The organism is uncultured Shewanella sp., from assembly GCF_947491715.1.
Lineage (GTDB): Bacteria > Pseudomonadota > Gammaproteobacteria > Enterobacterales > Shewanellaceae > Shewanella.
Genome location: NZ_CANLKR010000002.1, coordinates 12,144 through 38,023, shown reverse-complemented (window position 1 = coordinate 38,023; position 25,880 = coordinate 12,144). Strand labels below are relative to the sequence as shown.

The window sequence follows — 25,880 nt, the reverse complement described above, 5'->3', positions numbered from 1 at the left end:
CTATTAATGACTCTCTATTAATGACGGCTTAATGAGTGATAAGGGCCGAAAAATCCCCCGCAACCCAAAGCTGGTTATTGGCAAATAAATTAACTAACTCTAATGGCCGAGAGGCGGCCAACTCACTAAAGGAGGTTTCCCAAATATTGCGATGTGAGTGCACCTTGATAATGCACTGGCTGTCCTTATGCCAATTAATGGGTAAGAAAACGCATTTCTCTTTTGCCTGCAAACCATAAATACCATCCTTGCCCGATAAAAAAACCAACTGCCTTTTTGCCGTTTCATTTATCGCGGACTCACTCACAAAGTAACGTAAACAAGAACGAAACCAAGGTGGAAAAGAGAATATGGGCTGTAGTGGGTCTGACTTGATGGATATGCTTTGCGTTCCCACGGCGTGCTGTGTTGGCTTCTGAAAGCCTGAGGTTGTAGCACTTGCTGTGGCGGATAAAAACTGAGTTTTTAATTCCCGAATATGCGTTTGCTGTAAACAAACGATACCCGCTTGTAAAAAAGTGGAATGCTCAGACGATGAAGCTTGCTTAAGTTCTTGCTTAAGTTCTTGCTTAAGTGCACGGGATAAGGCCCAAGTATTAAATGCATCCACTCCCAAACTGCGATACGCGATTGCGCGCATATCGCTCACCTCATAAGGCACATCTCTGCCCTGCACAGACAGTCCATCAAATAATAATCGGTATTGATTCAATGCCTCAATGCGGGCTAATACCAATGCGCGGCGATTTAACCCCAAGGTATCAATCATAACCTGCCCTCTTGGTCGCTCATTAGCGTGTAACCTATTAAGCCAGTCATGATAGGCTTGAGATAATGCGCGAGAGCAGTTAGATGCTGTATCACCTGTATGGGTATCAGGGATCATGTCAGGCTCGCTCCACAGTAAGCACTCCACTTCGCGTTCGGTCAGTTGAAATTGACTTTGATAAAACTGTTTAACACCATCATAAGCATAGGCCTTGGCCGAAACAGGATTAAAACGAATATACGCTCTGGGCTCCTCATCATAAGGGTTAATCAATAAGGCGTCTTCCTCCAATACGCTGCATTCTGGAAAACGCGCGCCCCTGACAGGAAAGAGCCCGGCTTTATAATGCTCATCACAGGCTCGGCAGGTATAAACCAAATTATCTTGTTGGTAGCCTAAAGCGAAATAAGGAGAAGGTTCAGTGACATGCGAAGACAATGGCTTATCCCGATCCTGATACGTGTTATCAATGAGCGTTACCGGCCTAAAATGGCTCACCCCCCCCGCTTCTGTGGCCCCGAGAAAACTTTCACAATAGGCACAACAGCCCTGGCTCAGCTGCTTTAAATGCAACAACAACGTGTCACACGCATATAACGCTGGGTCAAATGCCGCATAAGTAAACCCGATGTTCAGCTTATCTTTTACCTTGGTATTAGGCGTATTATTCCGTTGAGTCATCACCACCAAATTATTGGTTAAATCATCGGCATAGCCTTCTTTTTTCAATAACAAACGATCGCTCATCGTTAACGTATGATACTGAGGGGTGACTTGTAGACGATCAAACAGTGATTGCATTTGCTCAACAGCAGCGGCTTGCTTAACCTTTAAATCTGGACTCAAATCAATAACGGAAAAACGAAGTGAAATCATAATCAAGCTTATCCTTGGCTTAACGCTGGTACCTTAGCGGAGACTTTCCCCTGATGTGTAGACTGTGCATCAGGGGCATTGACGGCGTCTGCCACAGGCGTAACTTGCCCCTGTTCAGCTGTAGCTGGGTTAATTTGTGCAATCACTCTTTGCTCATAAGCCTGTTGCTGGGCCAATAAGTTATCCCCCATGGCTGAAATAGCCTGCTGCATGGCCTCTTCCGCCGCCTTGGCTGACGCTTGCACTGCCTGCTGTTGCTGGCTCTGACTGTGTTCAAAACCGTCTTGTCTCTGTTGTTCATCTTGTTGCTCTTGGCTAGGCTCTTGTTGCCCTAAGACTGATGTTTGAGACGATGGCGCCTGGGATGAATGCCCCTCAGATGTTGTCAATAAATAGTGATGGTTATCCGCTAATACTTGTCTTGACGCTTCTACCAAAGCTGAAGACTGCTGCAAAGAGGCATCAATAGTTTGTCTTGCGGACTGCAACATTTTATCGATATCAGATAAAATATGGGTGAGTTCCCCTCCCACCGCGGCATTAGAAAGTTCGCCCATACTCTGCTTTTGCGCTGGCAGCAATTTAGATTTTATTCGTTTTCTCATTGTAGCGTCCTTTGCGTCAGTGTCTGAGGCGTTGATCCTTTTAATGGTTCAGCCACAGGAGCGTCAATCAATTCAGGTCGATCGCTAAATACACTCAAGCAGCCCACACGATTAACATTTAATATCAACGTCTGCTTAGCCGTTTCAAATACATAGTGCCGATACATGCCCGCTTGATTAATATAAGAATCAACGGCCAAATGATTTTTTAAGGTATCTTGTAATTGTTTTATATATTCCTCAGCTTTTATTGGTATATCCTCTCCTTTAACAAACTCAATATTGAGCACAGTATTGAGTAAACCTGCTGATAAGGTTGAGAACCCCAGAGAATGGCCCGCATCGTTCCATTGTATGATGGCATCATTCAATGTTCGTTTATCCAATTCAAATGTGACTAAAGGACAATCAAGATGCTGGATCACCACTGGCATTAACTGTTCCATCAAGACATTAACGTCTAACCCTGAAGTGAGTTTTTTATGATACCAGGCTAAGTAAAAACAATAATAATCTGCTAGCTCAGATAAGTTTTGCGCCTGTGTTTTAGCCCAATTAATGGCGTCTGATTTAATTTTATTTGAGACAGTAAACTGCTGTTCACAGTACAATATCACTTGATAAAAGGTTATTTTCTCATCCAGCGTACCCGTATAAATAAGACAATAATCCCCCATCTTTTGTTGCCTAAAAAACTGAGTTAACTTAGCAAAAAAGGCATTATCAACTAGCTTGTACTTTATTTTTAAGCGATCCATGACAAGAGAGTCTTGCTCCTTTGATTGCCTATGCTCTTTGTTAGAGTCACTTTCTGATAAATAAGATAAATCCCTTAAATCATTCGCAGTAAATTCAAGCAGTTTTTGAACACTCACCACTAGGTTAACCTTAGACAAATTCAGTAATTCAGTCTCTCTGAGCCCTTCATTTAGCGCTTCAATCAATTCATCAAACGACATAAAATTTAAGCTGTTATCTTCATCAGTTAATGCCTCTTCAAACCACTCAACACCGTACGGGATCAATGAAACCAAGGTTTGAATATTATCGGGCAACTCATCAAGTGCAGATACCTTTACCTGATTGATTAATATTGTCATGCTTGCCTCTCTTGGCTTAATGTCGACTAAAAGCCCCCTTTAATCGATAATGATACAAACAAGCGTCACTTATTCTCCCGTCGGAAAATCCGATAATAAGGCGCCCGCTCCTTTTCCCACGGCAGTAAAATTGATTGTTCCATCAGCAACTATTTTTTGAGCTTCAGCAATAATACCACTATAAGTTTTCACTTCTCCCGTTGCGAGCATTTGTGCCATCGCCACCCCCATAGCCGTTGTTGCCATGGTATTAATATTTCTCAAATTGTCAGTGGCATCTTGTATCGCAATCGCCGATGATTGCGACACCGATTGATAGGCTTTCCCTGCGCCTGATGCTTTAACCACTTCACCGCTTAATGTTGCTTTTTGCAATGCCTCTAATGTACTCACCACTTGTGGATTCACATTTGCGACATCCGTTGCTAGATCCGCCATGTCACTCTCCCTTACAATTAGTCTAATTAATTATGATTTCTTCTTCGTACTGACAGCCTTAAGCGTGTCGGTAATATCTTGCTTAAGTAAGCCTAGTGCCCCGTCAAGCAAAGTTTTTTCTATCTTTGTGGGTGTTAATGCCTTTTCTGCTGCACTTAACGCATTGTCTAACGCTAATGTAGCCGTTGCGATTGTTGCATTGGCATTATTTTTTTTATACAACTCATATAAAGCATAAGCTGCTAATGTTATTGCCAGTTTTTGCTCCGCAAGCGCAAGTTGCAATAGGGCACTTTTACTGTTTTTCTCAGCGGAAGGCACCTCTGTTTTCAACATTTTAGCGCAACTTGCTGTGATGGCTGCAGAGCTCGATGTTTGTGCATTTTGCTGCGCCGTTATCGCATTAAACATCGACATTCCCAATGTTTCAGCCCCAGCAATATCTAACATGCCCATTGATTGCGGTACCGCTCCACCAGTCAACAGCGTATTTAATTGTGTCACTGCATCTGTTACTTGATCATTCACTGCGCTCATAATCTCTCCTTTACTCTCTTTTCTTATTTATTGATAAAATATTTATCACTCATTACCCCACCTTTTTTGTCGCTTTTGCCGCTCCTACCGCAATCATTAAACTGCAACATTGAGTCACACTGGCTATTTGAACTTGCTGGGCATTATGTTGATTAACCGTCGCATTTTCCATTAATAGCCCAATTGAATTGGCCATCATGACGAAGGTACTCGCCATGGCAAAGGGCGGGGCTAATCCAATATTTTCACCATTAGATAAACCAACCATTGGCAACATAAGCTCTCTCACTCATAAAAATAACAAGACAGGAATAAACAGCATTGATACCACTCAGTTCAATACTGCTTTTCACTTAATGGTTATTGATAAATTCTCCTCGTACCCACAGCCGTTGCTGCAGTATCAATACTGAATAAACTATTCACACCTTGAGTCAGTGCCGCCTGCGCAGTAACACCATTGTTTTGTTGATTACTGGTTGCATTATGTGCCGCATTCGATAACGCCTGACTCGTGGCAATCATAAAGTTACCCGTTGCCACTGCCGGTGCATCACCCAGCACTTTTGTATTAACCTGTGATACGGAATCCGTAATTTGACTATTTACCGCTGTTGGAAATGCCATAATATGTTCCTTGTAATAAAAGTTTGAACGTAATCATAGAGATTACCTGTATGTATACTTCGATTGCCTCAAAAACCTTGGGACTTAGTCGCTATTATCCCAGTATTTTTTTTGTGGCAACCGCGGTAGACCCTGTATCGAGTGAATAAAGTAAATTCACTCCCATCGTCGTCACAGCTTGCGCCGTTATATTCGTTTGTTGTTGCGCTGTCGTCGCATTATGAGCCGCATTAGCCAAAGCTTGTGAGGTGGCTTGAAACAAATTGCCCATCGCCACCGATGGCGCATCGCCTAACACTTGAACATTGGCTTGTGTCACCGAATCTGTTATTTGACTGTTTACCGCCGTTGGAAATGCCATATCAGTATCCTGTTATTACTGAGAATAAGTTGAATGCATTTATGAGATAAATGAGTCACCACTTAACCTAATCCTGCAACCGCCGTACTCGGTGTTAATATGGCTTTGGTGGCCACTCCCGTTGTTGCCGTATCAATGGAATAAAGTGTGGTCACCCCCATCGTCGTCGCAGCTTGTGCTGTTACTCCCATTTGTTGCTGCGCCGCAGTCGCATTATGGGCTGCATTTGATAATGCTTGAGATGTTGCCTGAAACAAGTTACCCATAGACATTGCAGGCGCATCACCTAGCACTTTGACATTAGCTTGAGTGACTGAATCGGTTATTTGATCGTTAACTGCTGTAGGAAATGCCATAATTAGACCTTTATTTGTTGGTTATTAGAGAGTATGTTATCCATCGTTTGAAATATGAATACCCAACGGTTATTTCAAACACTAACCACAGTCTAGGGAGCTTCACCGAAAAGTGATTGGTAGGAATAGCGGATCGAATTGGTAAAAATACGCAAAATACCCCACCCATTGCAGATGAGGTTTAATACACTTAGAGACTATAAATGAAATCTATCTCGAAACACGCCTGGACTCATTCCCACCGTTTTTTTAAATTTTCTCACAAAAAAACTTAAATCAGAGAAGCCCACATCATTACACACTTGGGTGACTTGTTTATGAGGTTGATTTTTCAATAAACTCATCGCCTCAGCAATACGTAATAACAGTAATGTTTGCTTAAAGGTCATGCCAAGATAACGTTTAAATAAAAAAGAAAGATGTGAAGGACTCACATAAGCCTTAGAGGCAAGCTCACTCATCATCAACGGCTTTTGATAATTATCATAAAGGTATACCAGACCTTTATCTAACGCAGTATGATGACCCATTCCATAATGCAAACTTTCAACACCTTTAGTAAGAATATGATCTTCCAGCTTGATAGCTTGAGCTCTATGATGATTGAAATGCACCACATTTTGATAAGGCTCGGCCAGTACTTCATCTAAATGGCTAGGCTTCATTGCAGGCATGATTTTCTGCTTATCGGCAGTGTTTGATTTTCCCCACTCCATGGCCGGAAATAAATTCAGTAATGTTTGCTCTGTGATGTGCTGATGGCTATCCCATACTGCTAATTTATCCAAACAACGCTTTAATTGTTTCACATTACCCGGCCAAGCATAATGCTTAAACAGTCGCCACGCACATACACTAAAGGTTAACTTCGCAATGGCAGGCTCTTGTGCTTGATAATGTTTGATCAGTGTTTCAATATCATCGGCTCTCTCGCACAAGCGAGGCAAAGACACAGTCAAGCAATGATATTGTAGCCAACTCATAAATTGATCTTCCATTTCCGGTATCGCATTATTTAGCGTCTTTGGCATACGGGTGGAAGCAATTAAACGTACTTCTTGATTTAAAGTGCCATTATCAGCATAAGAAAGCCAATAGCTTTTTATTTGGCTCACATCAGCCTTACTTAACAACTCGACATTGCGTAAAAATAACGTACCCCCGTCAGCTTGAGACCAAGTTTCATCCATGCATTTAACGAGATCTTGCCCCTGCCAACGTTGACAACACACACTCACAAAAGGTTGACCCTGTTTAGGACTCAAGTCATGTAACATTCTAGCGGAAATCCCTTTGCCCGTTCCCCTTTCTCCATGGATCAGCACAGGTAACATACTCGATGACAACACACTCAACTTAGATTTCAAAGATTTTATCGCCAGACTATCGCCAATCCAAGGTCTGTTTGGACTCGGTACTTTCAATTGTATTTGCATATTATTCCCTTATTTATCCCTTTTATGTGGCAATGAAGTAAGGAAAACTATGTCTAATAAGCAGTCATTAATTCTGTATCACTTTAAAAAACATACTCTTACTAAGGAACAAAATAAAAGATTAAAAATACCTATATCGGCTCAGTTACGGCTCAGTTACTTAGAAGCCTCACATGAAACAAATAAAGCCTTTTCTAACAATGGCATGTAATTCATTATGACTTCCCAAATTAATGGGTGGCTAAAACAATATTCATTAGCAACCTGCTTGATTAAACCACTACAAGCAAGTGTATGTAATTGCCCCAGTTTATTGGTGATAAATTCTTTCGATATATAAATATGGATGTTATCTACATTCATTTCTTTTCTATAAAAAGCAGAGAGTTTCAACGTGTAAAATAAATCGGGAGTAAAGGAGTAAATCGTTTTTTGAACCATTTGATATAATTTTTCTGGAACACAAACCTCAGGTTGTATTGATAATAAAAGCTCTTCTAATATACCAGGGTGCCCTTGCGCTCGGTCTAATGCGCTTTTTTTTCTATCTTGATATTTGACATGACATAACTCTTGTCTTGATAAAAAAATATTTGCCAAAGAGACTGAATGCTCAGGATGTAAAGGCCTCAGTTTAATCTTGTGACTATACTCTAACCACTGCGGAGAATGCGTAAATTGCGCGACATCTCTCATCCCTAATAACAAAAGCAAAGGATAATGTTGGCATTCACGACTGAGTATTTTAATAAAATGAATATAATCGTCATCAGCACACTGTAAATCATCAATTGAAATTACCGTAATATGATTATCAATACAGCGAGCAATTAAACACTTAATCATTATTTTCTCTAATTCATTCTTTAATTTTTTACTCAATGAATTTAAAGCCATTTTTTCGGTCTCTTTCAATTTAGCCCCAGCTAAAGACAATATAAAAAAGAAAGATAACTGACTGATTGCACATTTTTTTGCTTTGTCTCGTAAAAAACTGTCGTTTGTATTGACTGGGCCCCCCAACAATAACCGAATTAAATGTTGTAATGGATTGAGTTCAAATATGCCTTTTTTAGAAGTGCTATAAACATATTTAGTTTTAATGTCTTGTGTTTGAGCCAAAAAGGTATGAATGAGAGATGTTTTTCCAATCCCAAACATACCCGTTATGCACACAGTGGCCGCTTGGTTAGAATGAATCACTTTCGTGTATAAAAGGGATATTTGTTCTAACTCCCAATCTCGACCAATACAAGGCTGAAAATAATGCGCCTGAGAACGCGTATATGTCCATAGTGATAGAGGGGGGGTATTCAGTAAATAATCGACACTCACCTTAAAAAAACTCGCAAGGTTAACGAGAGTCCGATAGAGAATATTCTTTTCAGCTTCTGCTCGCTTTATGGAAGAAACAGAAACGGGTAGACGCTGCTTGCTACAAGCTTCTGCTAACCTCTCTTGACTCAAGCCTTTTTTTTCTCAAAGATCTTAAGGTATGCGCATTTAAAGCAATGCGGCTGTGATAGGTTTTATTCATTGGAGATATCCTTTCTTATTATCAGATGTCATTCTTATAATACCAATTAACCTAACGCCAGTAAGGCGTAACCACGATTAAGATTCATAACAAAATCACACTTACTTTAATCTATAAGTAAGAAACATAAATATAATGTAAGTTATACCTACACCTTATATACTAAAAAAAAATATACTCTAAAAGCAATAGCTTTATTCTGTATTTTGCTAATTTTCAAATAACCTATATTACCTTTGTGTTAATCAAATCACTGACATTAATTAAACCTGAAACAAAAATGACAAAAATCATCTAAAGAGAAATGAAGTCAATTCAGAGTACTGGGATCTGATCATTCAGCATTATCATTTTATCCCACTTAACAATGCTTCCCTCTACAATTTAATCGAATAAAAAAGAGATCCCCCATCAATCAAACCCATTGATCCCTTTGTCGACATAAAAAATGCCAATCATTCAAAATGATTGGCATTTTTATTTAACCTTTCACCGCTAACAAATTTAACAAGCCAAAGAAAAGCCTGTTATCAATCAACCGTGATTAATTTTTCTCAACTGCAGGATAAGTCACTTCACCCTGTGATTTTAATAAAGCAATAATGGCACGATAATCCGCTTCGCTATATTGAGACGCTAATTTTTCTTTCAACGCTTTCAATTGAGCTTCATCTGCAGGTTTTGCTGCATTAATTTTATCTAGAATAACAACAGCATAACCTGAGCCTAAAGCAACAGTATCCACAGATTCGGTGTCAGAGTGTGGCATTTGGAATGCTTTTTTAACAATGGCATTATCCACATCAGGATCATTACGCGTCACATCCGTCTTCGTCGTAAACTCTGCCTTACTGTCTTTATTTTGAACCGCCGTCATCACTTCTTGCGCTTTCGCGCGAGCAGCTTCATTGGCTTGCTCTTGTTTTAACTGCGCAATAATACTGTCTTTCACATCGTTAAAAGGCAGAGGGCCCGCAGGTATATGGGTTTTAGCACGCAGCACTACCACGTGGTTAGGTTCAACCTCTAGCACATCACTGTTCATGCCATCTGTTAAGACATTCGATGAGAAAATGGCTTTAACGATTTGTGGTTGGTTAAATAACGCAGGCACATTATTACGTGTAAAGCTTGCCGTAGTTTCAACCTTTTCACCCACCGCTTTGGCTGCTTCAGATAAGGTATCAGGGACTTCATAACTCGTATCGGCAAGCTTTTGCTGTAATTCATAGAATTTATCAACAGCTTGTTTTTCTTTTAACTGCGCTATAATTTTGGCTTTGACATCGCTAAACGGCACTTCTTGTCCCCCTTCGACATCGAGCAATTTCACGATTTGAAAACCAAAATCAGTAGATAATACTTTAGAATATTGGCCTTTTTTCAAGCTGAAAAGTGCTTTATCAAAAGCAGGCTGCATCACGCCTTCCTCAAACCAATCAAGTTTTCCCCCTTGATCACGGCTAAAGGTATCATCTGAATCTTTCTTTGCTAATTCGCTAAAATCGGCGCCAGCTTGTAACTGCTTATAAATAGACTCAGCTTTGGCTTTGCTCGCCGTTTCATCATCACCCTTCTCTATTAAAATATGCGCAGCAAGACGTTTTTCAGGTGTACGATATTGTGATTTATTATCATCATAATAGGTTTTCGCCTCTTCATCTGTCACTGTGATCCCTTTCGCCATTTGTTTAGCGTCAAGTTCAACATATTCTAAGCTGACTGATTCAGGACGAATAAATTGCGCTGAATTGTCATCAAAAAAGGTCTTAGCTTGCTCATCCGTCACTTTTGCGTCAGCTAGAAATGGCTGAGACTTCACAATAAGATAACGTAAATTACGAGTTTGATCTTGCAGCTCTGCCACGTAATTAGTTTCATTCGGCAAGACAAATTCAGAGGTGATCAATGCACGAACTAGCTGAGTTCGTGTCATATCAGTGCGCATCATATCCCTGAATGTTTGTGCTTGATAACCTAATTGACGCAAAATCGCTTGATAGCGATCATTATCAAACTTTCCATCAGTTTGAAAAGCAGGCTCATTTAAGATGGCATTTTTAATTTGCTCATCTGATACCCTAAGCCCCAAAGAGGCTGCCGATTGATCGAGCAGTTTATCTGCAACCAATCGTTCAAGTACATTCTGTTTAACACTTTGCATATAGCTATCATTAGCCGCTAATGTATCAAACATAGTGCCTAATTGTTGCTGTAATCGAGCACGCTCATTTTGGTAAGCTTGTTCTAAGGCAGGTTGGGTAATCTTCTCACCATTTACAGTCGCTGCTGGTTCTTCAGTCGAAGAACTCAAGTAGCTGCTAATCCCCGTAAATGCAAAAGAAAGTATCACCAGCACTAAGATGCTTTTTGCAATCACGCCCTGTGAACCTTCACGGATCTTTTCTAACATCAGACTTCTCGCTTGTTGCGATTAATAAAAAAAAGGCGCATCAATCTAAGAATGCGCCTTTTATGTTTAAGTTAGAGGATTTAATACCAAGTTTGATATTTGCTATTTCATCACTCTGAGATGATCAACCACACTGCGATCACCCTTTCTATTCGTAAAAGCACTGTCAACACAGTGCTTATCTTGCTACGAAAGTACGAAAGCCTCATAAAAGGCTAACTATCAACCTATAATTAGTTAACAGCGTCTTTCAAAGCTTTACCTGCTTTAAAAGCGGGAATATTCGCAGCAGCAATAGTGATCTCTTTGCCCGTTTGTGGGTTACGGCCAGTGCGCTCTGCACGTTGACGTACTTCGAAAGTACCAAAACCAACAAGAGAAATCTTATCACCTTCTTTTAGACCATCAGTCACAGCACCAATGAAAGAGTCTAATGCACGGCCAGCCGCAGCTTTAGAAATATCAGCACCAGAAGCAATTTTCTCGATTAGTTCAGATTTGTTCATGTCATCCCCTTGATTGTAATTGTTGCGCCGCAACCAAATCCTTGTCTAGAGCGGTCCGCGGAGGCTTTTATAACAAGCTTAGAACTAAAGTTCAAGTCTTATAAGAAAACCTAATAAATATAAATAAGATACCGCTTAAATCCAGTGAAACCAAGGGCTGGCTTCACTGATTCAGCACCGACCTAGGCTACCACAGGTCGAGGCATTGTTAAGCCTCTTTTTTGCATTTTTTTATTGCGTAGCTAATTTTTAAGCAATTATCCGACATTTGTGACCACATCAAAGCCTTCAATGGGTCTTTCAAGAGATAATTTCAGCACTTCATCCACCCATCTAACAGGATGAATTTCAAGATCGGCAATCACATTAGCAGGAATTTCCTCTAAATCACGCTCATTTTCTTTCGGAATAAGCACACGCTTAGTGCCGCCTCGATGAGCCGCTAAGAGCTTCTCTTTCAAGCCACCGATAGGCAACACTTCACCACGCAGGGTTATTTCACCTGTCATCGCTACATCAGCACGAACAGGATTACCCGTTAAACTAGACACTAAAGCCGTGCACATTGCGGCGCCCGCAGACGGTCCATCTTTAGGTGTCGCGCCTTCTGGCACATGAACATGAATATCACGTTTCTCATAAAAATCAGGATTGATACCTAATTGCTCAGCACGTGCACGTACAACCGTCATTGCCGCTTGAATAGACTCTTGCATGACATCACCTAACGAGCCGGTATAGCTCAGCTTGCCTTTGCCTGCAACAGACGTTGCTTCAATGGTCAATAGGTCGCCACCCACTTCAGTCCAAGCCAGTCCAGTCACTTGCCCAATTTGGTTATTTGACTCTGCTTTACCGTAATCGTGACGTTGCACGCCTAAGAAAGATTTTAAATTATCTTGGTTAACGTCAACCTTTTTAATGCTCTTATCGAGTAAAATTTGCTTAACCACCTTACGACAAATTTTAGACAATTCTCTTTCTAGTGAACGCACGCCCGCTTCACGGGTGTAATAACGAATAATGCCAATAATGGCGCTATCATCGACACTGACCTCAGACGCTTTCAGCCCATTGCGCTCAATTTGTTTCGGCAATAAATGTTGCTTGGCAATATTAAGCTTCTCATCTTCGGTATAACCCGCAAGACGAATAACTTCCATTCTATCAAGCAAAGGACCGGGGATATTCATCGAGTTAGATGTGGCTACAAACATGACATCAGACAGATCATAATCCACCTCAAGGTAGTGATCGCTAAAGCTAGTGTTTTGTTCAGGATCAAGCACTTCAAGCAGTGCTGAAGCCGGATCGCCACGCATGTCCGAACTCATTTTATCTATTTCATCGAGCAAGAATAAGGGGTTTTTCACACCCACTTTAGACATCTTTTGAATGACTTTACCTGGCATAGAGCCAATATAAGTACGGCGATGGCCACGGATCTCAGCTTCATCACGCACGCCACCTAAGGCGACACGCACATATTTTCGCCCTGTCGCTTTCGCAATTGACTGACCTAAAGAGGTTTTACCCACACCTGGTGGGCCCACTAGGCATAAAATAGGCCCTTTGAGCTGTTTCACTCGGCTTTGTACCGCGAGATACTCTAAAATACGCTCTTTGACTTTTTCGAGTCCAAAATGATCCGTATCTAACACGTCTTGGGCTTTGGCTAAGTCACGTTTAATTTTAGAGCGTTTCACCCAAGGGACAGAAATCATCCAATCGACATAGCTACGCACAACCGTCGCTTCAGCCGACATAGGTGACATCATTTTAAGCTTATTGAGCTCTGATGTGGCCTTTTCTTGGGCCTCAGTGGGCATTTTAGCTTCTTCGATTTTACGCGCTAAGGATTCAAATTCATCATGAGACTCATCAATATCGCCCAGTTCTTTTTGAATGGCTTTCATTTGCTCATTCAAATAGTACTCACGCTGACTCTTCTCCATTTGCTTTTTCACCCGAGAGCGAATGCGTTTTTCAACCTGTAATAAGTCAATCTCCGCTTCCATCATCGCCATCAAATATTCAAGACGCTCGCCAACATCAATCATTTCTAGCACTGATTGCTTGTCTTCTAATTTGAGCGGCATATGAGCAGCCATGGTATCGGCCAATCTCGCGGCTTCATCGATACCTGATAATGAGGTTAATACTTCTGGCGGAATTTTCTTATTGAGTTTGATGTAACCTTCGAACTGATTGACTGCGGAGCGAACAAGCACTTCTTCTTCTTTATCTTCAAGCGGTGCCGACTCTAAATATTGCGCCGTGGCAACAAAAATATCATTCTCATCCGAATAACGCTCTATTCTGGCTCTTTGCCCACCTTCAACAAGGACTTTAACTGTCCCGTCAGGTAGCTTGAGTAACTGCAGAATAGACGCAACAGTGCCCACATCAAAAATATCATCACCAGTAGGATCATCCAACTCAGCATCACGCTGAGCCACTAAAATGATCCGTTTATCTTGTTCCATCGCAGCTTCTAAACAGCGAATGGATTTTTCTCGTCCGACGAATAACGGAATTACCATATGGGGGTACACCACTACATCCCTCAGTGGTAACACGGGTAGTTCGATTCGCGCTTCACGCTCTAGTGTCATAGCTCGATTCCGTTTCATAAATTATTACTGAGTATATTGGGATAAAACCTTTGGTTTCAATGGAAGATAAAAAATTAAATGAAAATGGCATAAAAAAAGGAGTCTGATTGACTCCTTTTTTATATAGAATAGCACTTATCTTAAAAATTACTCTGCAGCAGCGGTTTTCGAATCACTATTTTGATAAATTAAAATAGGCTCAGATTCACCTTTTACTACTGACTCATCGATAACCACTTTCGCCACATCTTCTGTTGACGGTAAGTCATACATGATATCAAGTAGAATGCCTTCCACAATTGAACGTAAGCCCCGTGCACCGGTTTTACGGGTCATGGCTTTTAAAGCAATTTCTTTTAATGCATCTTCACGAAATTCGAGTTCAACCTCTTCCATTTCAAATAAAGCGGCAAACTGCTTCGTTAATGCATTTTTAGGCTCAGATAAAATCTTTATTAGCGCATATTCATCCAGTTCAGCTAGTGTCGCCAATACCGGTAAACGGCCAATAAATTCAGGGATCAAACCATACTTCACTAAATCTTCTGGTTCAACTTGTAATAAAGTATCAGAGATAGTGGCTTTATCATCTTCACCTTTGACTTGCGCACCAAATCCAATGCCTGTTCCTGTATGTGCTCTTTGCTCAATGACTTTTTCAAGTCCAGCAAAAGCGCCACCACAGATAAATAAGATTTTTGATGTATCAACTTGCAAAAACTCTTGCTGTGGATGCTTACGTCCTCCTTGCGGTGGTACGGCAGCAATCGTCCCTTCAATCAGTTTTAATAAGGCTTGTTGTACCCCTTCACCGGAAACATCACGGGTAATTGAAGGGTTATCAGATTTGCGACTGACTTTATCAATCTCATCAATATAGACAATGCCACGCTCTGCCTTTTCTACATCATAGTCACACTTCTGCAAAAGCTTCTGAATGATGTTCTCTACATCTTCCCCCACATAACCCGCTTCGGTTAATGTGGTGGCATCTGCCATCGTAAAAGGCACATTCAAAAAGCGAGCTAAGGTTTCAGCCAATAGCGTTTTACCACTACCTGTTGGGCCAAGGAGTAAGATATTACTCTTGCCCAGCTCAACATCATCTTTTGAACCACTATTCTTTAGGCGTTTATAATGATTATAAACCGCTACCGATAAGACTTTTTTTGCCTTATCTTGACCGATAACATAATCATCTAAATGCGCCCTTAACTCATGAGGTGTTGGCAGCTTGTCTTGCTCTTCCTTAGGTGAGATTTCTTTAATCTCTTCTCTGATAATATCGTTACAGAGCTCAACACACTCATCACAAACATATACAGAAGGCCCAGCAATCAATTTTCTGACTTCATGCTGGCTCTTTCCACAAAAAGAGCAGTACAGTAGCTTACCACTGTCACCGTTATCTTTGTTGTCGCCCATTACTCTACCTCTTTTTGCAGTTACTTTACTGCCTGAATCATTTCATTGCATTAAACTCAGCATAGCTCAGCCTAAAACAAAAATCAGCCTCGAGTTGTTAATATTGAGTCAACCAGTCCATATTCAACTGCTTCAGCTGCACTCATAAAGTTATCTCGATCCGTATCACGCTCAATCACTTCCATCGGCTGACCTGTATGTTCAGCCAGCATAGTATTAAGTTTACTTTTTATCCCTAAAATTTCCTGTGCGTGAATCGCAATATCGGACGCTTGTCCTTGGAAACCGCCTAATGGCTGATGGATCATCACACGAGAATTAGGTAAACAATGACGCTTCCCTTTCGCCCCACCTGCCAGTAAAAATGATCCCATACTTGCCGCTTGACCGATACAAACGGTGCTCACATTTGGCTTAATAAACTGCATAGTATCATATATCGCCATGCCAGCGGTAACCGACCCACCAGGCGAGTTAATATAAAGAAAAATATCCTTATCTGGGCTCTCTGACTCCAAAAACAGTAATTGAGCCACAATAAGGTTAGCCATATGTTCTTCAACTTGGCCCACTAAGAATATGATACGCTCTTTTAATAAGCGAGAATAGATATCATAAGAACGTTCACCTTTAGCCGTTTGTTCAACAACCATAGGCACGAGTGCATTAAGTACTGTTTCTGGCGCTTGGTTCATGTTTTACCTTCCCTAAATAAAAATGGCTCGCATGAGCGAACCTCATACGAGCCATTATAAATGACGAACAGCCGTTTAAGTCAAGCTAAGCTTAACCGCGAGCAGTAGCCTTGTTCATAAATTCTTCGAAATTGACTTCTTTCTCTGTCAATGTAGCAGATTTTAACAAAGCTTCAACCGCTTGTTCTTCTAAAGCAACGTTACGCATGTTCTGCATAAGCTCTTTATTATTGTTGTAGTAGTTAACCACTTCACTTGGATCTTCATAGGCTGAAGCCATAGAAGCAATCAAAGCTTCAACACGATCGTCTTCCGCTTTTAGCTCATTTGTCTTAATGACTTCACCTAATAATAAGCCCACTTTTACACGACGCTCAGCTTGTTCGGTGAACAAATCAGCTGGTAATTCAGGCATGTTTGCCGCTTGATCGCCAAAACGTTGCATTGCTTGCTCACGTAAGACTTTCACCTCACCGTCGATTAATGCTTTAGGCAGTTCAATATCATTCTTTTCTAGAAGACCATTAAGGACTTGCTCTTTCACATTCGCTTTTAACGCTTGCTCAAGTTCACGGCCCATATTTTTACTGATCTCAGCACGTAACGCGTCGATTCCGCCTTCAGTAATACCGAACAATGTAGCAAACTCATCGTTCACTTCTGGTAGATCGGCACCTTGTACTTCATTGACTGTAATGACGAATTTTGCCGCTTTCCCTTTTAGGTTTTCAGCGTGGTAATCTTCTGGGAAAGTCACATCGATTTCAAATTCATCACCCGCTTTATGTCCTTCAACACCGGCTTCGAAACCTGGGATCATACGACCGCTGCCAAGTTCTAGCTCAAAATCTTCAGCTTTGCCGCCTTCAAACTCTTCACCGTCAATAGACCCTGTGAAGTTGATTTTCGCTTTATCGCCAGTTGCGGCTTCACGCTCTACTGCTTCAAATTTAGCATGTTGCTTACGCAATGTTTCGATCATCGCATCAATATCAGCAGTCGTCACTTCAGCTTTTGGCTGCTCAACGGTGATTGCATCAAGATCTTTTAATTCGACTTCTGGGTAAATTTCAAACGTAGCGATGAATTCAAAATTCTCACCTTCACTGTTACCCGGCGTTAAAGTCGGTGCGCCTGCAGGGTTTAATTTTTCAGCCATGATAGCTTCAACGAAATTACGTTGCATCACTTCACCCGTCACATCTTGACGAATGGCTTTACCATAACGTTGCTTGATAACACTGACAGGGACTTTGCCTGGACGGAAACCTGGAATACGTGCTTTTTTCGCTTCACTCTTCAAATTGTTTGAAATAAGCGTTTCAATCTGCTCAGCAGGAACAGAAATCGTTAAGCGACGCTCTAGGCCTTGAGTGGTTTCAACAGAAACTTGCATTTTATTACCTCGAAATATGTCTAACGTCCTTTAAACAGTCGAAAAATTCAACCATTCTAATATTCGTTTCTTGATCCGTTAATCTAACGAGTTTACCCGTAAAGACTGGCGTCTAGCACTGGTCACTTATTCATTGATAGATATCAAGACGCGATATTATATACTCAAAACCTTTGGAAATACAAAATTCAACAGTAAATGGAAAACATTTAATAACCAGAACTGAAATACAGCGTATTTTTTGTCAAAAAACAGACAGTGTAACGCGTTTGCTCTGAATGTGTTTAGATGGGAAAAGACAGGTATATTTGTTTAAATCACTTTAATTTTAGACACAAAAAAGCGATCTATTAGAGATCGCTTTTTTGTATTCTAACACTGAATAAGTGGGGTGACTGATGGGGCTCGAACCCACGACAACCGGAATCACAATCCGGGGCTCTACCAACTGAGCTACAATCACCACAAAAATGGTACGCCCGGCAGGATTCGAACCTGCGGCCATCCGCTTAGAAGGCGGATGCTCTATCCAACTGAGCTACGGGCGCTTTGTTGTAAATACTATTTACAATCAAATATTTTAATCATTATTCGCGAATAAATGCAAATAATAAAAATGTGGTCGGTGATAGAGGATTCGAACCTCTGACCCTCTGGTCCCAAACCAGATGCGCTACCGGGCTGCGCTAATCACCGAATATGCATAAACAAAAACCATCTGTACGACTTGTTTGCTGAGAACGGAGCGCATCTTATCCCCTCACCTAAAGTCCGTCAACGGTTTTTTCCATTAGAAAGGTTCACTTGATTATTTTAACAACTATCCAGCCTCTTTTTAATCAGTTAGGTGATAGAATAAACACCCCACGCCATTGTCGTTGCATAACCCCTATATAGCCAAGTGCAATTCGCACCTTCATTTCACTTGGCTATCAACATTAGGGGCGCGAAATCTTTCGTGGTTGGATTATATTCGTCATAAACTTAATTAATCTGACGCTATAATCAATGACACAAGCAGCACCTGCTGCTACTATAACGCCGTTTCCATTATTGCGGCCTATAAAGGATATCTAACCCCCAATGACTGCCCAAATTATCGACGGTAAAGCCATCGCCCAATCTATTCGAACTCAGCTTAAAGATAAAGTCACTGCCCGTAAAAAAGCAGGCCAGCGGATCCCTGGTTTAGCCGTTATTCTCGTTGGCGCGGATCCAGCCTCGCAAGTCTACGTCGACAATAAGCGACGAGCCTGTGAAGAAGTAGGATTCATTTCTCGCTCTTATGATTTACCCAGTGATACCAGTGAAGCTGATTTACTCGCTTTAATCGATAAGTGTAATGATGATGCCAGTATCGATGGTATTTTAGTGCAGCTCCCCCTTCCTGAACATGTTGAAGAGTCCAAAGTCATTGAGCGTATCCGTCCCGATAAAGATGTAGATGGTTTCCACCCTTATAATGTCGGCCGTTTAGCACAGCGTATTCCAGTGCTGCGCTCTTGCACGCCTATGGGCATTATGACGCTGATAAAATCGACTGGCATCGATACCTTTGGACTGGACGCCGTCATTGTAGGAGCCTCTAACATTGTCGGGCGTCCAATGACTCTTGAACTGTTACTGGCAGGTTGTACCACAACAACTTGTCATCGCTTTACTCGTCATTTAGAGGAAAAAGTCAAGCAAGCCGATTTAGTCATTGTGGCTGTCGGTAAGCCGGGCTTTATTCCTGGCAGCTGGATAAAACCTGGCGCCATTGTTATTGATGTTGGCATTAATCGCACCGATGAGGGCAAACTGGTTGGTGATGTTGCCTTTGATAGCGCACAAGAAAATGCAGCTTGGATCACGCCAGTTCCAGGTGGTGTCGGTCCAATGACCATTGCCAGCCTGCTCGATAACACCTTATATGCCGCGGAAGAATATCACGATTAATCGTGATCCAATAACCATTCGTGGTTAACCTGCTTAAAAGAGCTGCTAATAAAAATGCCTGCATCATTGCAGGCATTTTTATTAGTCGGCGAGCGTAAAATCAAACATTATTTTTTACGCCAAGTCGTTCCTTCAGGACCATCTTCTAACACTACCCCTAAGGCATTCAATCCATCACGAGCCACATCGGCTGCCGCCCAATCTTTTGCCGCGCGCGCTTCATTACGCTGCGCAATAAACGCTTCAATTTGGGCCACCTCATCATCAGAGCCTTCACCTTTAAAGTAAGAATCTACATCTTGCTTTAATAGACCTAATACATCCGTTAAACGCTTCAAACTGACACCAAGAGCAGACGCTGCCGCTAAGTCGACTTCTTTTAAGCGATTAATCTCACGCACCAGATCAAACAATACCGCATACGCTTCTGGTGTATTAAAATCATCATTCATCGCCAGGTTGAATTTAGCAACAAAATGAGCATCATCAGCGGCCTCAACGGTTAAATCTAACCCTTTAAGTGCCGTATATAAACGGGCTAATGCGGCTTTAGATTGTTTTAAGTTATCTTCTGAATAATTAAGTTGACTGCGATAATGACCAGACAATAAGAAATAACGCACCGTTTCTGCATCATAATGAGACAATACATCTCGAATGGTGAAAAAGTTATTGAGTGATTTGGACATTTTTTCTTTATCAACCATCACCATGCCTGAATGCATCCAATAGTTCACATACGGTGTATCATGGGCGCAGCAAGATTGCGCAATTTCATTTTCATGGTGAGGAAATTGCAGATCTGAGCCACCACCATGAATATCAAAATGTTTTCCTAGATGCTTACTGTTCATTGCAGAACATTCAATATGCCAACCAGGGCGACCCGCTCCCCAAGGCGAATCCCACGTGGGCTCACTGGGTTTGGACATTTTCCACAACACAAAATCCATGGGATCACGTTTCGTCTCGTCCACTTCAACACGTGCGCCAGCTTGTAACTGACTCAGATCCTGTCCAGATAAACGGCCATATTCTTTAAAAGAAGCCACACTGAATAATACATCGCCATTAGTCGCAACATAAGCATGATCTTTACTAATTAATGTTTCTACCATTTCGATAATTTCAGCAATATGCAATGTCGCTCTAGGCTCGAAATCAGGGCGTTGCATATTTAATGCATCAAAATCACTGTGCATTTCTGTAATGAGCCGCTCAGTGAGTGATTCACAGCTCTCATTATTTTCATTGGCGCGTTTGATAATTTTATCATCGACATCAGTAATATTACGCAAATAATTCACGTCAAAACCTGCATAACGCAAATAACGTACCATCATGTCAAAGGCTACAAATGTTCGACCATGTCCGATATGACAGAGATCATAAATAGTGATCCCACACACATACATACCAATCTTTCCAGGTACAATTGGCTTAAATTCCTCTTTTTGGCGGGTCAGACTATTGTATAGCTTCAACATTGCTTTTCTCTTCACGATCCAGATAGGGTTTAAAGGAGTCAGTCTACCATCGCCTAGAAAGGGCTTCCAGCTTGTTTTCACACACAAAGAACAAAAAATGCGATCACAAGCAGTAAACTTGTATTATTCGCTTCTCTTTATTTCATTCAAGACTTTATGCGTTAAAGCAATTAGGTTAGAATCACACGACTATTTACCCTTATTTATCTGCGCATTTTGTGCAAACATAGAGAAAAATCATGATCACACTTCACACAAACCACGGTGATATTCAGCTAAATTTGAACGGTGAAAAAGCACCTGCTACTGTTGAGAACTTTCTCAATTACGCCAAAGATGGCTTTTACGACGGTACGATTTTCCATCGTGTTATCGATGGCTTCATGATCCAAGGTGGGGGCTTTACTGAAGACATGAGCCAAAAACGCTGTAATGAAACCATTAAAAACGAAGCCAATAATGGCTTATCAAACGTTATCGGCAGTATTGCCATGGCAAGAACCTCTGATCCACATTCTGCGACTGCACAATTTTTCATTAACATTAGCGACAATACTTTCCTTGATTTTAAAGCAGAAAATGCACAAGGTTGGGGTTATTGTGTCTTTGGCGAAGTGAAAGCGGGAATGGACGTAGTTAATAAAATTAAAGGCGTCAGCACAGGGAATAAAGGCATGCATCAAGATGTACCTTTAGAAGCCGTCATTATCGAAAAAGTCAGTATTGCCTAAGCATAAAATATTAATGCATACTTTCTTTGTGGGTGATTTGCATTTAAGTGCGGATCGCCCTGATATTACAAACGCTTTTATTCAATTTCTTGATAATCTCACAAGCGATACTGATGCACTCTATATTCTCGGCGATCTTTTTGATGTCTGGGTCGGGGATGATTTAGCCGAACCTTTTGCACTCAATATCGCCGATAAGCTCAAAACCATTTCCGCCACACTCCCCATTTATTTTATTCATGGTAATCGTGATTTTCTTATCGGTAAACGCTATGCCAAACGCAGTGGCATGATTTTACTTCCTGAAATCACGCCACTCACGCTTTACGATAACAAGTATGTGCTTTTACACGGTGACAGTCTTTGTACATTAGACAAGGCTTACCAGCGTTTTCGAACCTTTAGAAATTGGTCATGGGCCAAATGGATCTATAATCATTTACCCAAAAAAACACGCCATAATATTGCTCTCAATATTCGTAAAAATAGCCAACATGTGAATCAAAGTAAAAATCAGGCAATTATGGACGTAGAGCCTAGTGCGGTTGATGCCTTATTACTTAACACACAAAGCCAATTTATAATCCACGGACATACACACAGACCCAATATACATATGCTAAAGCAAAATAAACGACGGATTGTCGTAGGCGACTGGTACGATCAAGGGAGTGTATTAAAATTATCAAGTGAAGGCGCAGAGTTACAAGTATTACCCTTTATAGATTAATTTTTTATTACCTTTCGGTTCATCAATACGCTTTTCTAACGCGTATTGATGCCATTTAATGCCTGCCCAATATGAAAACTATCGTCCTTTGATATTGCCAATTGGGTAATTACATTGATAACTTAATCGTCTTTTTGTCATCTAAAAATGCTTTTCGTAATAATTAAGTATCGATATCTAAAATTAAAAGTAACGATATCGTATTATAAATGTAGGTCTATTGATAAGGTCACAAAATAAATAATAAAGCCTTGATATATTATTCTCCTGTTCTATGAACTGAGAATTAAATACATAAACACCTGATATAAATGCAATAATTAAAATTCAATTTATTGGTTTTCAATAAATCTGCTGACAAGTATTAAATACTATTCATTAATACTGACAGCTTCATTATTTGTTCTGTATTTTATCTTTCCATCTTATCTGGCATGCTCATTTTACTGCGTAAATTTATTCTCTTTTATATCCAGTAAGGGCAATGCATGACTGATCCTAAAAATCCCTCCTCTAATAAAACATCCAATAGTATCAGCCGCCGACGTTTCTTAACCGGTGTTGCGGCAATCGGCGCAGGGGCATCCTTAAGTGCTTATGCCAGTAATAAAGATAGTAATAAAGATAATAAACAAGCACTCACACCTTCATCTCGAACCACAGCTGAACTCAATAACGCATTACAAAAGAATGTTAAAAATATCGTCGTTATTTATGCCGAAAACCGCAGCTTTAATAATCTATTTAGTGATTTCCCAGGCCTTGAGAAACCATTATCATCTCTGAAACCTGAAGAATATCAACAAAAAGACAGAAACGGCAATATTTTAGACACACTTCCTGAAATATGGGGAGGCTGTGTGCAGCTCGGTCCACAAAATATCAATGGCGTAGATTACCCTACCGATGTTCAATACCAAACCCATTTACCAAATGCCCCTTTTGCCTTAAAAGGGCCTAATGGAGAAGATTTACCTTTTGGCCTTGTCACCAGAGATCTCTGGCATGTCTTTTATCAAAATCAAATGCAAATCAATGGCGGTAAAAATGATCATTTTGTCGCTTGGGCTGATTCAGGCGCCTTAACAATGGGTCATTATGGGCAAAGTCGTTACTCTCTTAGGCTCTGGAATGTCGCCAAAGAATTTGTATTATGTGATAACTTCTTTCAAGGTGCATTTGGTGGATCCTTTCTCAACCATCAGTATTTAATCAGCGCAACAGTCCCTTTTTATCCCAATGTGCACAGTTCGCCAGCTAAAACCCAAATAGCCACACTTCAGACCCATGATTCACACGACACGCGATTAAAACCATTAGACAGCTCACCGGCAAGTGCCATGGATGGGCCACCACAGTTTGGTCCCAGCGCCTTGACACCTGACGGTTATGCCGTCAATACCATGTCGCCGCCTTATTGGCCCAGTTGGAGCCGCGATCCAAAGCGTCCCGACTATGCTGACTGGGAGCAGCCCAATACGCTAGTGCCACAAACCCATGAGCACATCGGTGACAAACTATCGAAAAAGAACATTGATTGGGCTTGGTATGCTGGCGCATGGTCAGCCACTATTGATGAATATCAAGACTCAACAGGGATCCCTAAAATACCTAATTTTCAATATCACCATCAACCTTTTAATTACTTCAAAGCTCAAGGGCCTGAACATCCTATTGAACGCAGTAAACGTTTACGTGATGCAGGACTGGGCAATGACTCCAGTACTAACAAGTTTTTTCAAGATGTCGAGGCGGGGAAATTGCCGCCAGTGACCTTCTATAAACCACAAGGTAACCTTAATATGCATGCAGGTTACGCCGAAATAGAATCCGGTGATAGGCATATTGATAGAACACTTAAAGTACTACAAGAAAGCCCTCAGTGGGACAATATGGTCGTCATTGTCACAACTGATGAAAATGGCGGTTGGTGGGATCATGTCGCGCCACCTAAAGGAGACAGATGGGGACCGGGTTCTCGTATTGCTGCGCTCGTGGTTTCTCCTTTCTCACGTCACGGTGGCGTCGATCATACTCAATATGATACCGCATCTATATTACGACTCATTACTCGTGTATTTGATTTAGAAACATTAGAGGGTATCAAACAAAGAGAGAAAGAAATGATAGCCCGAGATCAAATCCCTTTTGGCGATTTGACCAATACCCTCACTTTTCCCCGTTAGCACGCGAAAAAGGGCTTTACTCTAAAGCCCTATATTATCTTCAATTATGCCAAATCAACCATCGACGAATAAACTCAAAGAAGTAGCGCATATTGGTGTGCACTGCTTCACATCATTTACCCCATAAGCTGTGTTGGAAGCCCACTGTGAAACTTAAAATCAGGATCAGGGCTCGAAATCAATTCAGCTTCTACTGTTGCAAACAAGGCGATACGAGATGGAATATCCTCTTTAACAGAGGGCTTTACCTTCTTTGAGTTGTTTGTGTTCACCTTCGTTGACGTGGTTTCGGCAATATTTTCAGCTAAAGTTAAATAATCTTGATAATGACGCGCTTCAGAGCGCAAAAGGGACACATAAAACTTATTCAATTCATCATCTAAATATGGGGCTAACATGGCAAAACGTTCACAGGATCGCGCCTCAATAAAGGCCCCTGCAATCAACTTATCCACTAATGCAGCCGGTTCAAAGGTGCGAATATGTTTCATCATGCCCTTTGCGTAACGACCTGCATTCATATTTTGATATTCAATGCCCCTAGCATGCATTAATGCTAACACCTGCTCAAAATGATGAAACTCTTCTTTAATTAAACGTACCATTTTGGCAATTAAATCTGGCGCAGTGGCAAAATTAGCCTTAGGCGTCAGTTCTCCTATGGCCTCATTTTTTTGAGTTCGTCCCGCTAAAAACTCACCAATATCCCTCTCTTTTTGATAAACAAAGTCTTCATAAGGCTTCGCCCAAGCCAATAATAACTGGCCGCTATCGGCATCAACCGCATATTTTCTCAACAGAAACATAGCAGTTTGAGCCGCTTTGAGCTCACAATTACAGTGATCAATCAGCAACTGAGACAGGTTTTCAGGTAAAGCCGCTTTTTGGATCCATGCTTCAGGCGTGCTGCAGCTTAAAAACCCCATGATTGGAGAAAGTAAAGATTGAGTCGACACGGTTAAAAAATCTCAAGAATGTAATGCAACATAGGTGCGATTTTACCAGTAAATACACATCTTCCCTATGACTTAATCAGGTTTATTGATTTTATTTTATTGGAAACACTAAGTAGCACTAACGCAATAATAAGCCTTATAAAAGCCTACTTTTAATATG

23 protein-coding genes and 3 tRNA genes are annotated in these 25,880 nt (G+C 41.0%); 4 read left to right on the top strand and 22 right to left on the bottom strand.

The window, feature by feature from the left end:
* Window positions 1-28 precede the first annotated feature (28 nt).
* The 20 genes from Q0779_RS02865 to Q0779_RS02770 form a co-directional block, all read right to left on the bottom strand.
* On the bottom strand, window positions 29-1,645 hold the full coding sequence (locus Q0779_RS02865) for a hypothetical protein (RefSeq protein WP_298769328.1): 1,617 nt from the start codon (window positions 1,643-1,645) through the stop codon (window positions 29-31).
* An 8-nt stretch (window positions 1,646-1,653) separates the two neighbouring features.
* Window positions 1,654-2,250, bottom strand: coding sequence for a hypothetical protein (locus tag Q0779_RS02860; protein WP_298769326.1), 597 nt, complete (start codon window positions 2,248-2,250; stop codon window positions 1,654-1,656).
* Window positions 2,247-3,350 carry a hypothetical protein gene (locus Q0779_RS02855; RefSeq protein WP_298769324.1) on the bottom strand — a complete coding sequence of 368 codons (1,104 nt, stop codon included), beginning with the start codon at window positions 3,348-3,350 and terminating at the stop codon, window positions 2,247-2,249. The genes Q0779_RS02860 and Q0779_RS02855 overlap by 4 nt, the downstream gene beginning before the upstream one ends.
* Before the next feature lie 69 nt (window positions 3,351-3,419).
* Window positions 3,420-3,788, bottom strand: a complete 369-nt coding sequence (locus Q0779_RS02850) for a hypothetical protein (RefSeq protein ID WP_298769322.1) — start codon at window positions 3,786-3,788, stop codon at window positions 3,420-3,422.
* Window positions 3,789-3,818: 30 nt separating this feature from the next.
* The gene (locus tag Q0779_RS02845) at window positions 3,819-4,325 is read right to left on the bottom strand and encodes a RebB family R body protein (RefSeq protein ID WP_298769321.1); all 507 of its coding nucleotides are present in this window, start codon (window positions 4,323-4,325) and stop codon (window positions 3,819-3,821) included.
* A gap of 52 nt (window positions 4,326-4,377) precedes the next feature.
* Entirely contained in the window at window positions 4,378-4,602 is a 225-nt protein-coding gene (locus Q0779_RS02840) for a RebB family R body protein (protein ID WP_298769320.1), read from the bottom strand.
* A gap of 83 nt (window positions 4,603-4,685) precedes the next feature.
* A complete protein-coding gene (locus tag Q0779_RS02835) occupies window positions 4,686-4,952 on the bottom strand; it encodes a RebB family R body protein (RefSeq protein ID WP_298769318.1) in 267 nt (88 codons plus the stop codon).
* A 94-nt stretch (window positions 4,953-5,046) separates the two neighbouring features.
* Window positions 5,047-5,313 (bottom strand): RebB family R body protein, encoded by a 267-nt coding sequence (locus Q0779_RS02830; RefSeq protein ID WP_298769316.1) that lies wholly within the window; start codon window positions 5,311-5,313, stop codon window positions 5,047-5,049.
* A 62-nt stretch (window positions 5,314-5,375) separates the two neighbouring features.
* Entirely contained in the window at window positions 5,376-5,669 is a 294-nt protein-coding gene (locus Q0779_RS02825; protein WP_298769315.1) for a RebB family R body protein, read from the bottom strand.
* A gap of 197 nt (window positions 5,670-5,866) precedes the next feature.
* Complete coding sequence (locus tag Q0779_RS02820; protein ID WP_298769313.1) at window positions 5,867-7,105, bottom strand: helix-turn-helix domain-containing protein; 1,239 nt, start codon at window positions 7,103-7,105, stop codon at window positions 5,867-5,869.
* 156 nt (window positions 7,106-7,261) lie between these two features.
* Window positions 7,262-8,572, bottom strand: a complete 1,311-nt coding sequence (locus Q0779_RS02815) for a helix-turn-helix domain-containing protein (RefSeq protein WP_298769311.1) — start codon at window positions 8,570-8,572, stop codon at window positions 7,262-7,264.
* Between the two features lie 614 nt (window positions 8,573-9,186).
* Complete coding sequence (locus Q0779_RS02810) at window positions 9,187-11,055, bottom strand: SurA N-terminal domain-containing protein (RefSeq protein ID WP_298769309.1); 1,869 nt, start codon at window positions 11,053-11,055, stop codon at window positions 9,187-9,189.
* Between the two features lie 233 nt (window positions 11,056-11,288).
* Window positions 11,289-11,561, bottom strand: coding sequence for a nucleoid-associated protein HU-beta (gene hupB / locus Q0779_RS02805; protein WP_298769307.1), 273 nt, complete (start codon window positions 11,559-11,561; stop codon window positions 11,289-11,291).
* Window positions 11,562-11,818: 257 nt separating this feature from the next.
* Entirely contained in the window at window positions 11,819-14,176 is a 2,358-nt protein-coding gene (lon, locus tag Q0779_RS02800) for an endopeptidase La (RefSeq protein ID WP_298769305.1), read from the bottom strand.
* Window positions 14,177-14,323: 147 nt separating this feature from the next.
* Entirely contained in the window at window positions 14,324-15,601 is a 1,278-nt protein-coding gene (clpX, locus tag Q0779_RS02795) for an ATP-dependent protease ATP-binding subunit ClpX (RefSeq protein WP_298769303.1), read from the bottom strand.
* Window positions 15,602-15,684: 83 nt separating this feature from the next.
* Window positions 15,685-16,296: an ATP-dependent Clp endopeptidase proteolytic subunit ClpP gene (clpP, locus tag Q0779_RS02790; protein ID WP_298769301.1), complete on the bottom strand. Its 612-nt coding sequence runs from the start codon at window positions 16,294-16,296 to the stop codon at window positions 15,685-15,687.
* 91 nt (window positions 16,297-16,387) lie between these two features.
* Window positions 16,388-17,692 (bottom strand): trigger factor, encoded by a 1,305-nt coding sequence (gene tig, locus Q0779_RS02785; protein ID WP_298769300.1) that lies wholly within the window; start codon window positions 17,690-17,692, stop codon window positions 16,388-16,390.
* A gap of 387 nt (window positions 17,693-18,079) precedes the next feature.
* A tRNA-His gene (locus Q0779_RS02780) sits at window positions 18,080-18,155 on the bottom strand.
* A gap of 8 nt (window positions 18,156-18,163) precedes the next feature.
* Window positions 18,164-18,240: transfer RNA gene (locus tag Q0779_RS02775), tRNA-Arg, on the bottom strand.
* 71 nt (window positions 18,241-18,311) lie between these two features.
* A tRNA-Pro gene (locus tag Q0779_RS02770) sits at window positions 18,312-18,388 on the bottom strand.
* 387 nt (window positions 18,389-18,775) lie between these two features.
* On the opposite strand from Q0779_RS02770, the gene folD reads away from it, so the two are divergent.
* The gene (gene folD, locus Q0779_RS02765) at window positions 18,776-19,630 is read left to right on the top strand and encodes a bifunctional methylenetetrahydrofolate dehydrogenase/methenyltetrahydrofolate cyclohydrolase FolD (RefSeq protein ID WP_298769299.1); all 855 of its coding nucleotides are present in this window, start codon (window positions 18,776-18,778) and stop codon (window positions 19,628-19,630) included.
* 107 nt (window positions 19,631-19,737) lie between these two features.
* Here folD and cysS read toward each other — a convergent pair whose 3' ends face one another.
* Window positions 19,738-21,117 (bottom strand): cysteine--tRNA ligase, encoded by a 1,380-nt coding sequence (gene cysS, locus Q0779_RS02760; RefSeq protein ID WP_298769297.1) that lies wholly within the window; start codon window positions 21,115-21,117, stop codon window positions 19,738-19,740.
* A 239-nt stretch (window positions 21,118-21,356) separates the two neighbouring features.
* On the opposite strand from cysS, the gene Q0779_RS02755 reads away from it, so the two are divergent.
* The 3 genes from Q0779_RS02755 (at window position 21,357) to acpA (ending at window position 24,764) form a co-directional block, all read left to right on the top strand.
* Window positions 21,357-21,848: a peptidylprolyl isomerase gene (locus tag Q0779_RS02755; RefSeq protein ID WP_298769295.1), complete on the top strand. Its 492-nt coding sequence runs from the start codon at window positions 21,357-21,359 to the stop codon at window positions 21,846-21,848.
* A gap of 13 nt (window positions 21,849-21,861) precedes the next feature.
* On the top strand, window positions 21,862-22,578 hold the full coding sequence (locus Q0779_RS02750; protein ID WP_298769293.1) for a UDP-2,3-diacylglucosamine diphosphatase: 717 nt from the start codon (window positions 21,862-21,864) through the stop codon (window positions 22,576-22,578).
* A gap of 488 nt (window positions 22,579-23,066) precedes the next feature.
* Window positions 23,067-24,764, top strand: coding sequence for an acid phosphatase (gene acpA / locus Q0779_RS02745; RefSeq protein ID WP_298769291.1), 1,698 nt, complete (start codon window positions 23,067-23,069; stop codon window positions 24,762-24,764).
* 116 nt (window positions 24,765-24,880) lie between these two features.
* Here the strand turns inward: acpA and Q0779_RS02740 are convergent, their stop codons facing one another.
* Window positions 24,881-25,720, bottom strand: coding sequence for a tRNA isopentenyl-2-thiomethyl-A-37 hydroxylase MiaE (locus Q0779_RS02740; protein WP_298769289.1), 840 nt, complete (start codon window positions 25,718-25,720; stop codon window positions 24,881-24,883).
* Between the last annotated feature and the right edge of the window lie 160 nt (window positions 25,721-25,880).

What these genes read in the sequence shown, in the direction of transcription:
- Q0779_RS02865 (WP_298769328.1), bottom strand. Translation starts at nt 1,645, where the DNA reads ATGATTTCACTTCGTTTTTCCGTTATTGATTTGAGTCCAGATTTAAAG.
- Q0779_RS02860 (WP_298769326.1), bottom strand. Translation starts at nt 2,250, where the DNA reads ATGAGAAAACGAATAAAATCTAAATTGCTGCCAGCGCAAAAGCAGAGT.
- Q0779_RS02855 (WP_298769324.1), bottom strand. Translation starts at nt 3,350, where the DNA reads ATGACAATATTAATCAATCAGGTAAAGGTATCTGCACTTGATGAGTTG.
- Q0779_RS02850 (WP_298769322.1), bottom strand. Translation starts at nt 3,788, where the DNA reads ATGGCGGATCTAGCAACGGATGTCGCAAATGTGAATCCACAAGTGGTG.
- Q0779_RS02845 (WP_298769321.1), bottom strand. Translation starts at nt 4,325, where the DNA reads ATGAGCGCAGTGAATGATCAAGTAACAGATGCAGTGACACAATTAAAT.
- Q0779_RS02840 (WP_298769320.1), bottom strand. Translation starts at nt 4,602, where the DNA reads ATGTTGCCAATGGTTGGTTTATCTAATGGTGAAAATATTGGATTAGCC.
- Q0779_RS02835 (WP_298769318.1), bottom strand. Translation starts at nt 4,952, where the DNA reads ATGGCATTTCCAACAGCGGTAAATAGTCAAATTACGGATTCCGTATCA.
- Q0779_RS02830 (WP_298769316.1), bottom strand. Translation starts at nt 5,313, where the DNA reads ATGGCATTTCCAACGGCGGTAAACAGTCAAATAACAGATTCGGTGACA.
- Q0779_RS02825 (WP_298769315.1), bottom strand. Translation starts at nt 5,669, where the DNA reads ATGGCATTTCCTACAGCAGTTAACGATCAAATAACCGATTCAGTCACT.
- Q0779_RS02820 (WP_298769313.1), bottom strand. Translation starts at nt 7,105, where the DNA reads ATGCAAATACAATTGAAAGTACCGAGTCCAAACAGACCTTGGATTGGC.
- Q0779_RS02810 (WP_298769309.1), bottom strand. Translation starts at nt 11,055, where the DNA reads ATGTTAGAAAAGATCCGTGAAGGTTCACAGGGCGTGATTGCAAAAAGC.
- hupB (WP_298769307.1), bottom strand. Translation starts at nt 11,561, where the DNA reads ATGAACAAATCTGAACTAATCGAGAAAATTGCTTCTGGTGCTGATATT.
- lon (WP_298769305.1), bottom strand. Translation starts at nt 14,176, where the DNA reads ATGACACTAGAGCGTGAAGCGCGAATCGAACTACCCGTGTTACCACTG.
- clpX (WP_298769303.1), bottom strand. Translation starts at nt 15,601, where the DNA reads ATGGGCGACAACAAAGATAACGGTGACAGTGGTAAGCTACTGTACTGC.
- clpP (WP_298769301.1), bottom strand. Translation starts at nt 16,296, where the DNA reads ATGAACCAAGCGCCAGAAACAGTACTTAATGCACTCGTGCCTATGGTT.
- tig (WP_298769300.1), bottom strand. Translation starts at nt 17,692, where the DNA reads ATGCAAGTTTCTGTTGAAACCACTCAAGGCCTAGAGCGTCGCTTAACG.
- folD (WP_298769299.1), top strand. Translation starts at nt 18,776, where the DNA reads ATGACTGCCCAAATTATCGACGGTAAAGCCATCGCCCAATCTATTCGA.
- cysS (WP_298769297.1), bottom strand. Translation starts at nt 21,117, where the DNA reads ATGTTGAAGCTATACAATAGTCTGACCCGCCAAAAAGAGGAATTTAAG.
- Q0779_RS02755 (WP_298769295.1), top strand. Translation starts at nt 21,357, where the DNA reads ATGATCACACTTCACACAAACCACGGTGATATTCAGCTAAATTTGAAC.
- Q0779_RS02750 (WP_298769293.1), top strand. Translation starts at nt 21,862, where the DNA reads ATGCATACTTTCTTTGTGGGTGATTTGCATTTAAGTGCGGATCGCCCT.
- acpA (WP_298769291.1), top strand. Translation starts at nt 23,067, where the DNA reads ATGACTGATCCTAAAAATCCCTCCTCTAATAAAACATCCAATAGTATC.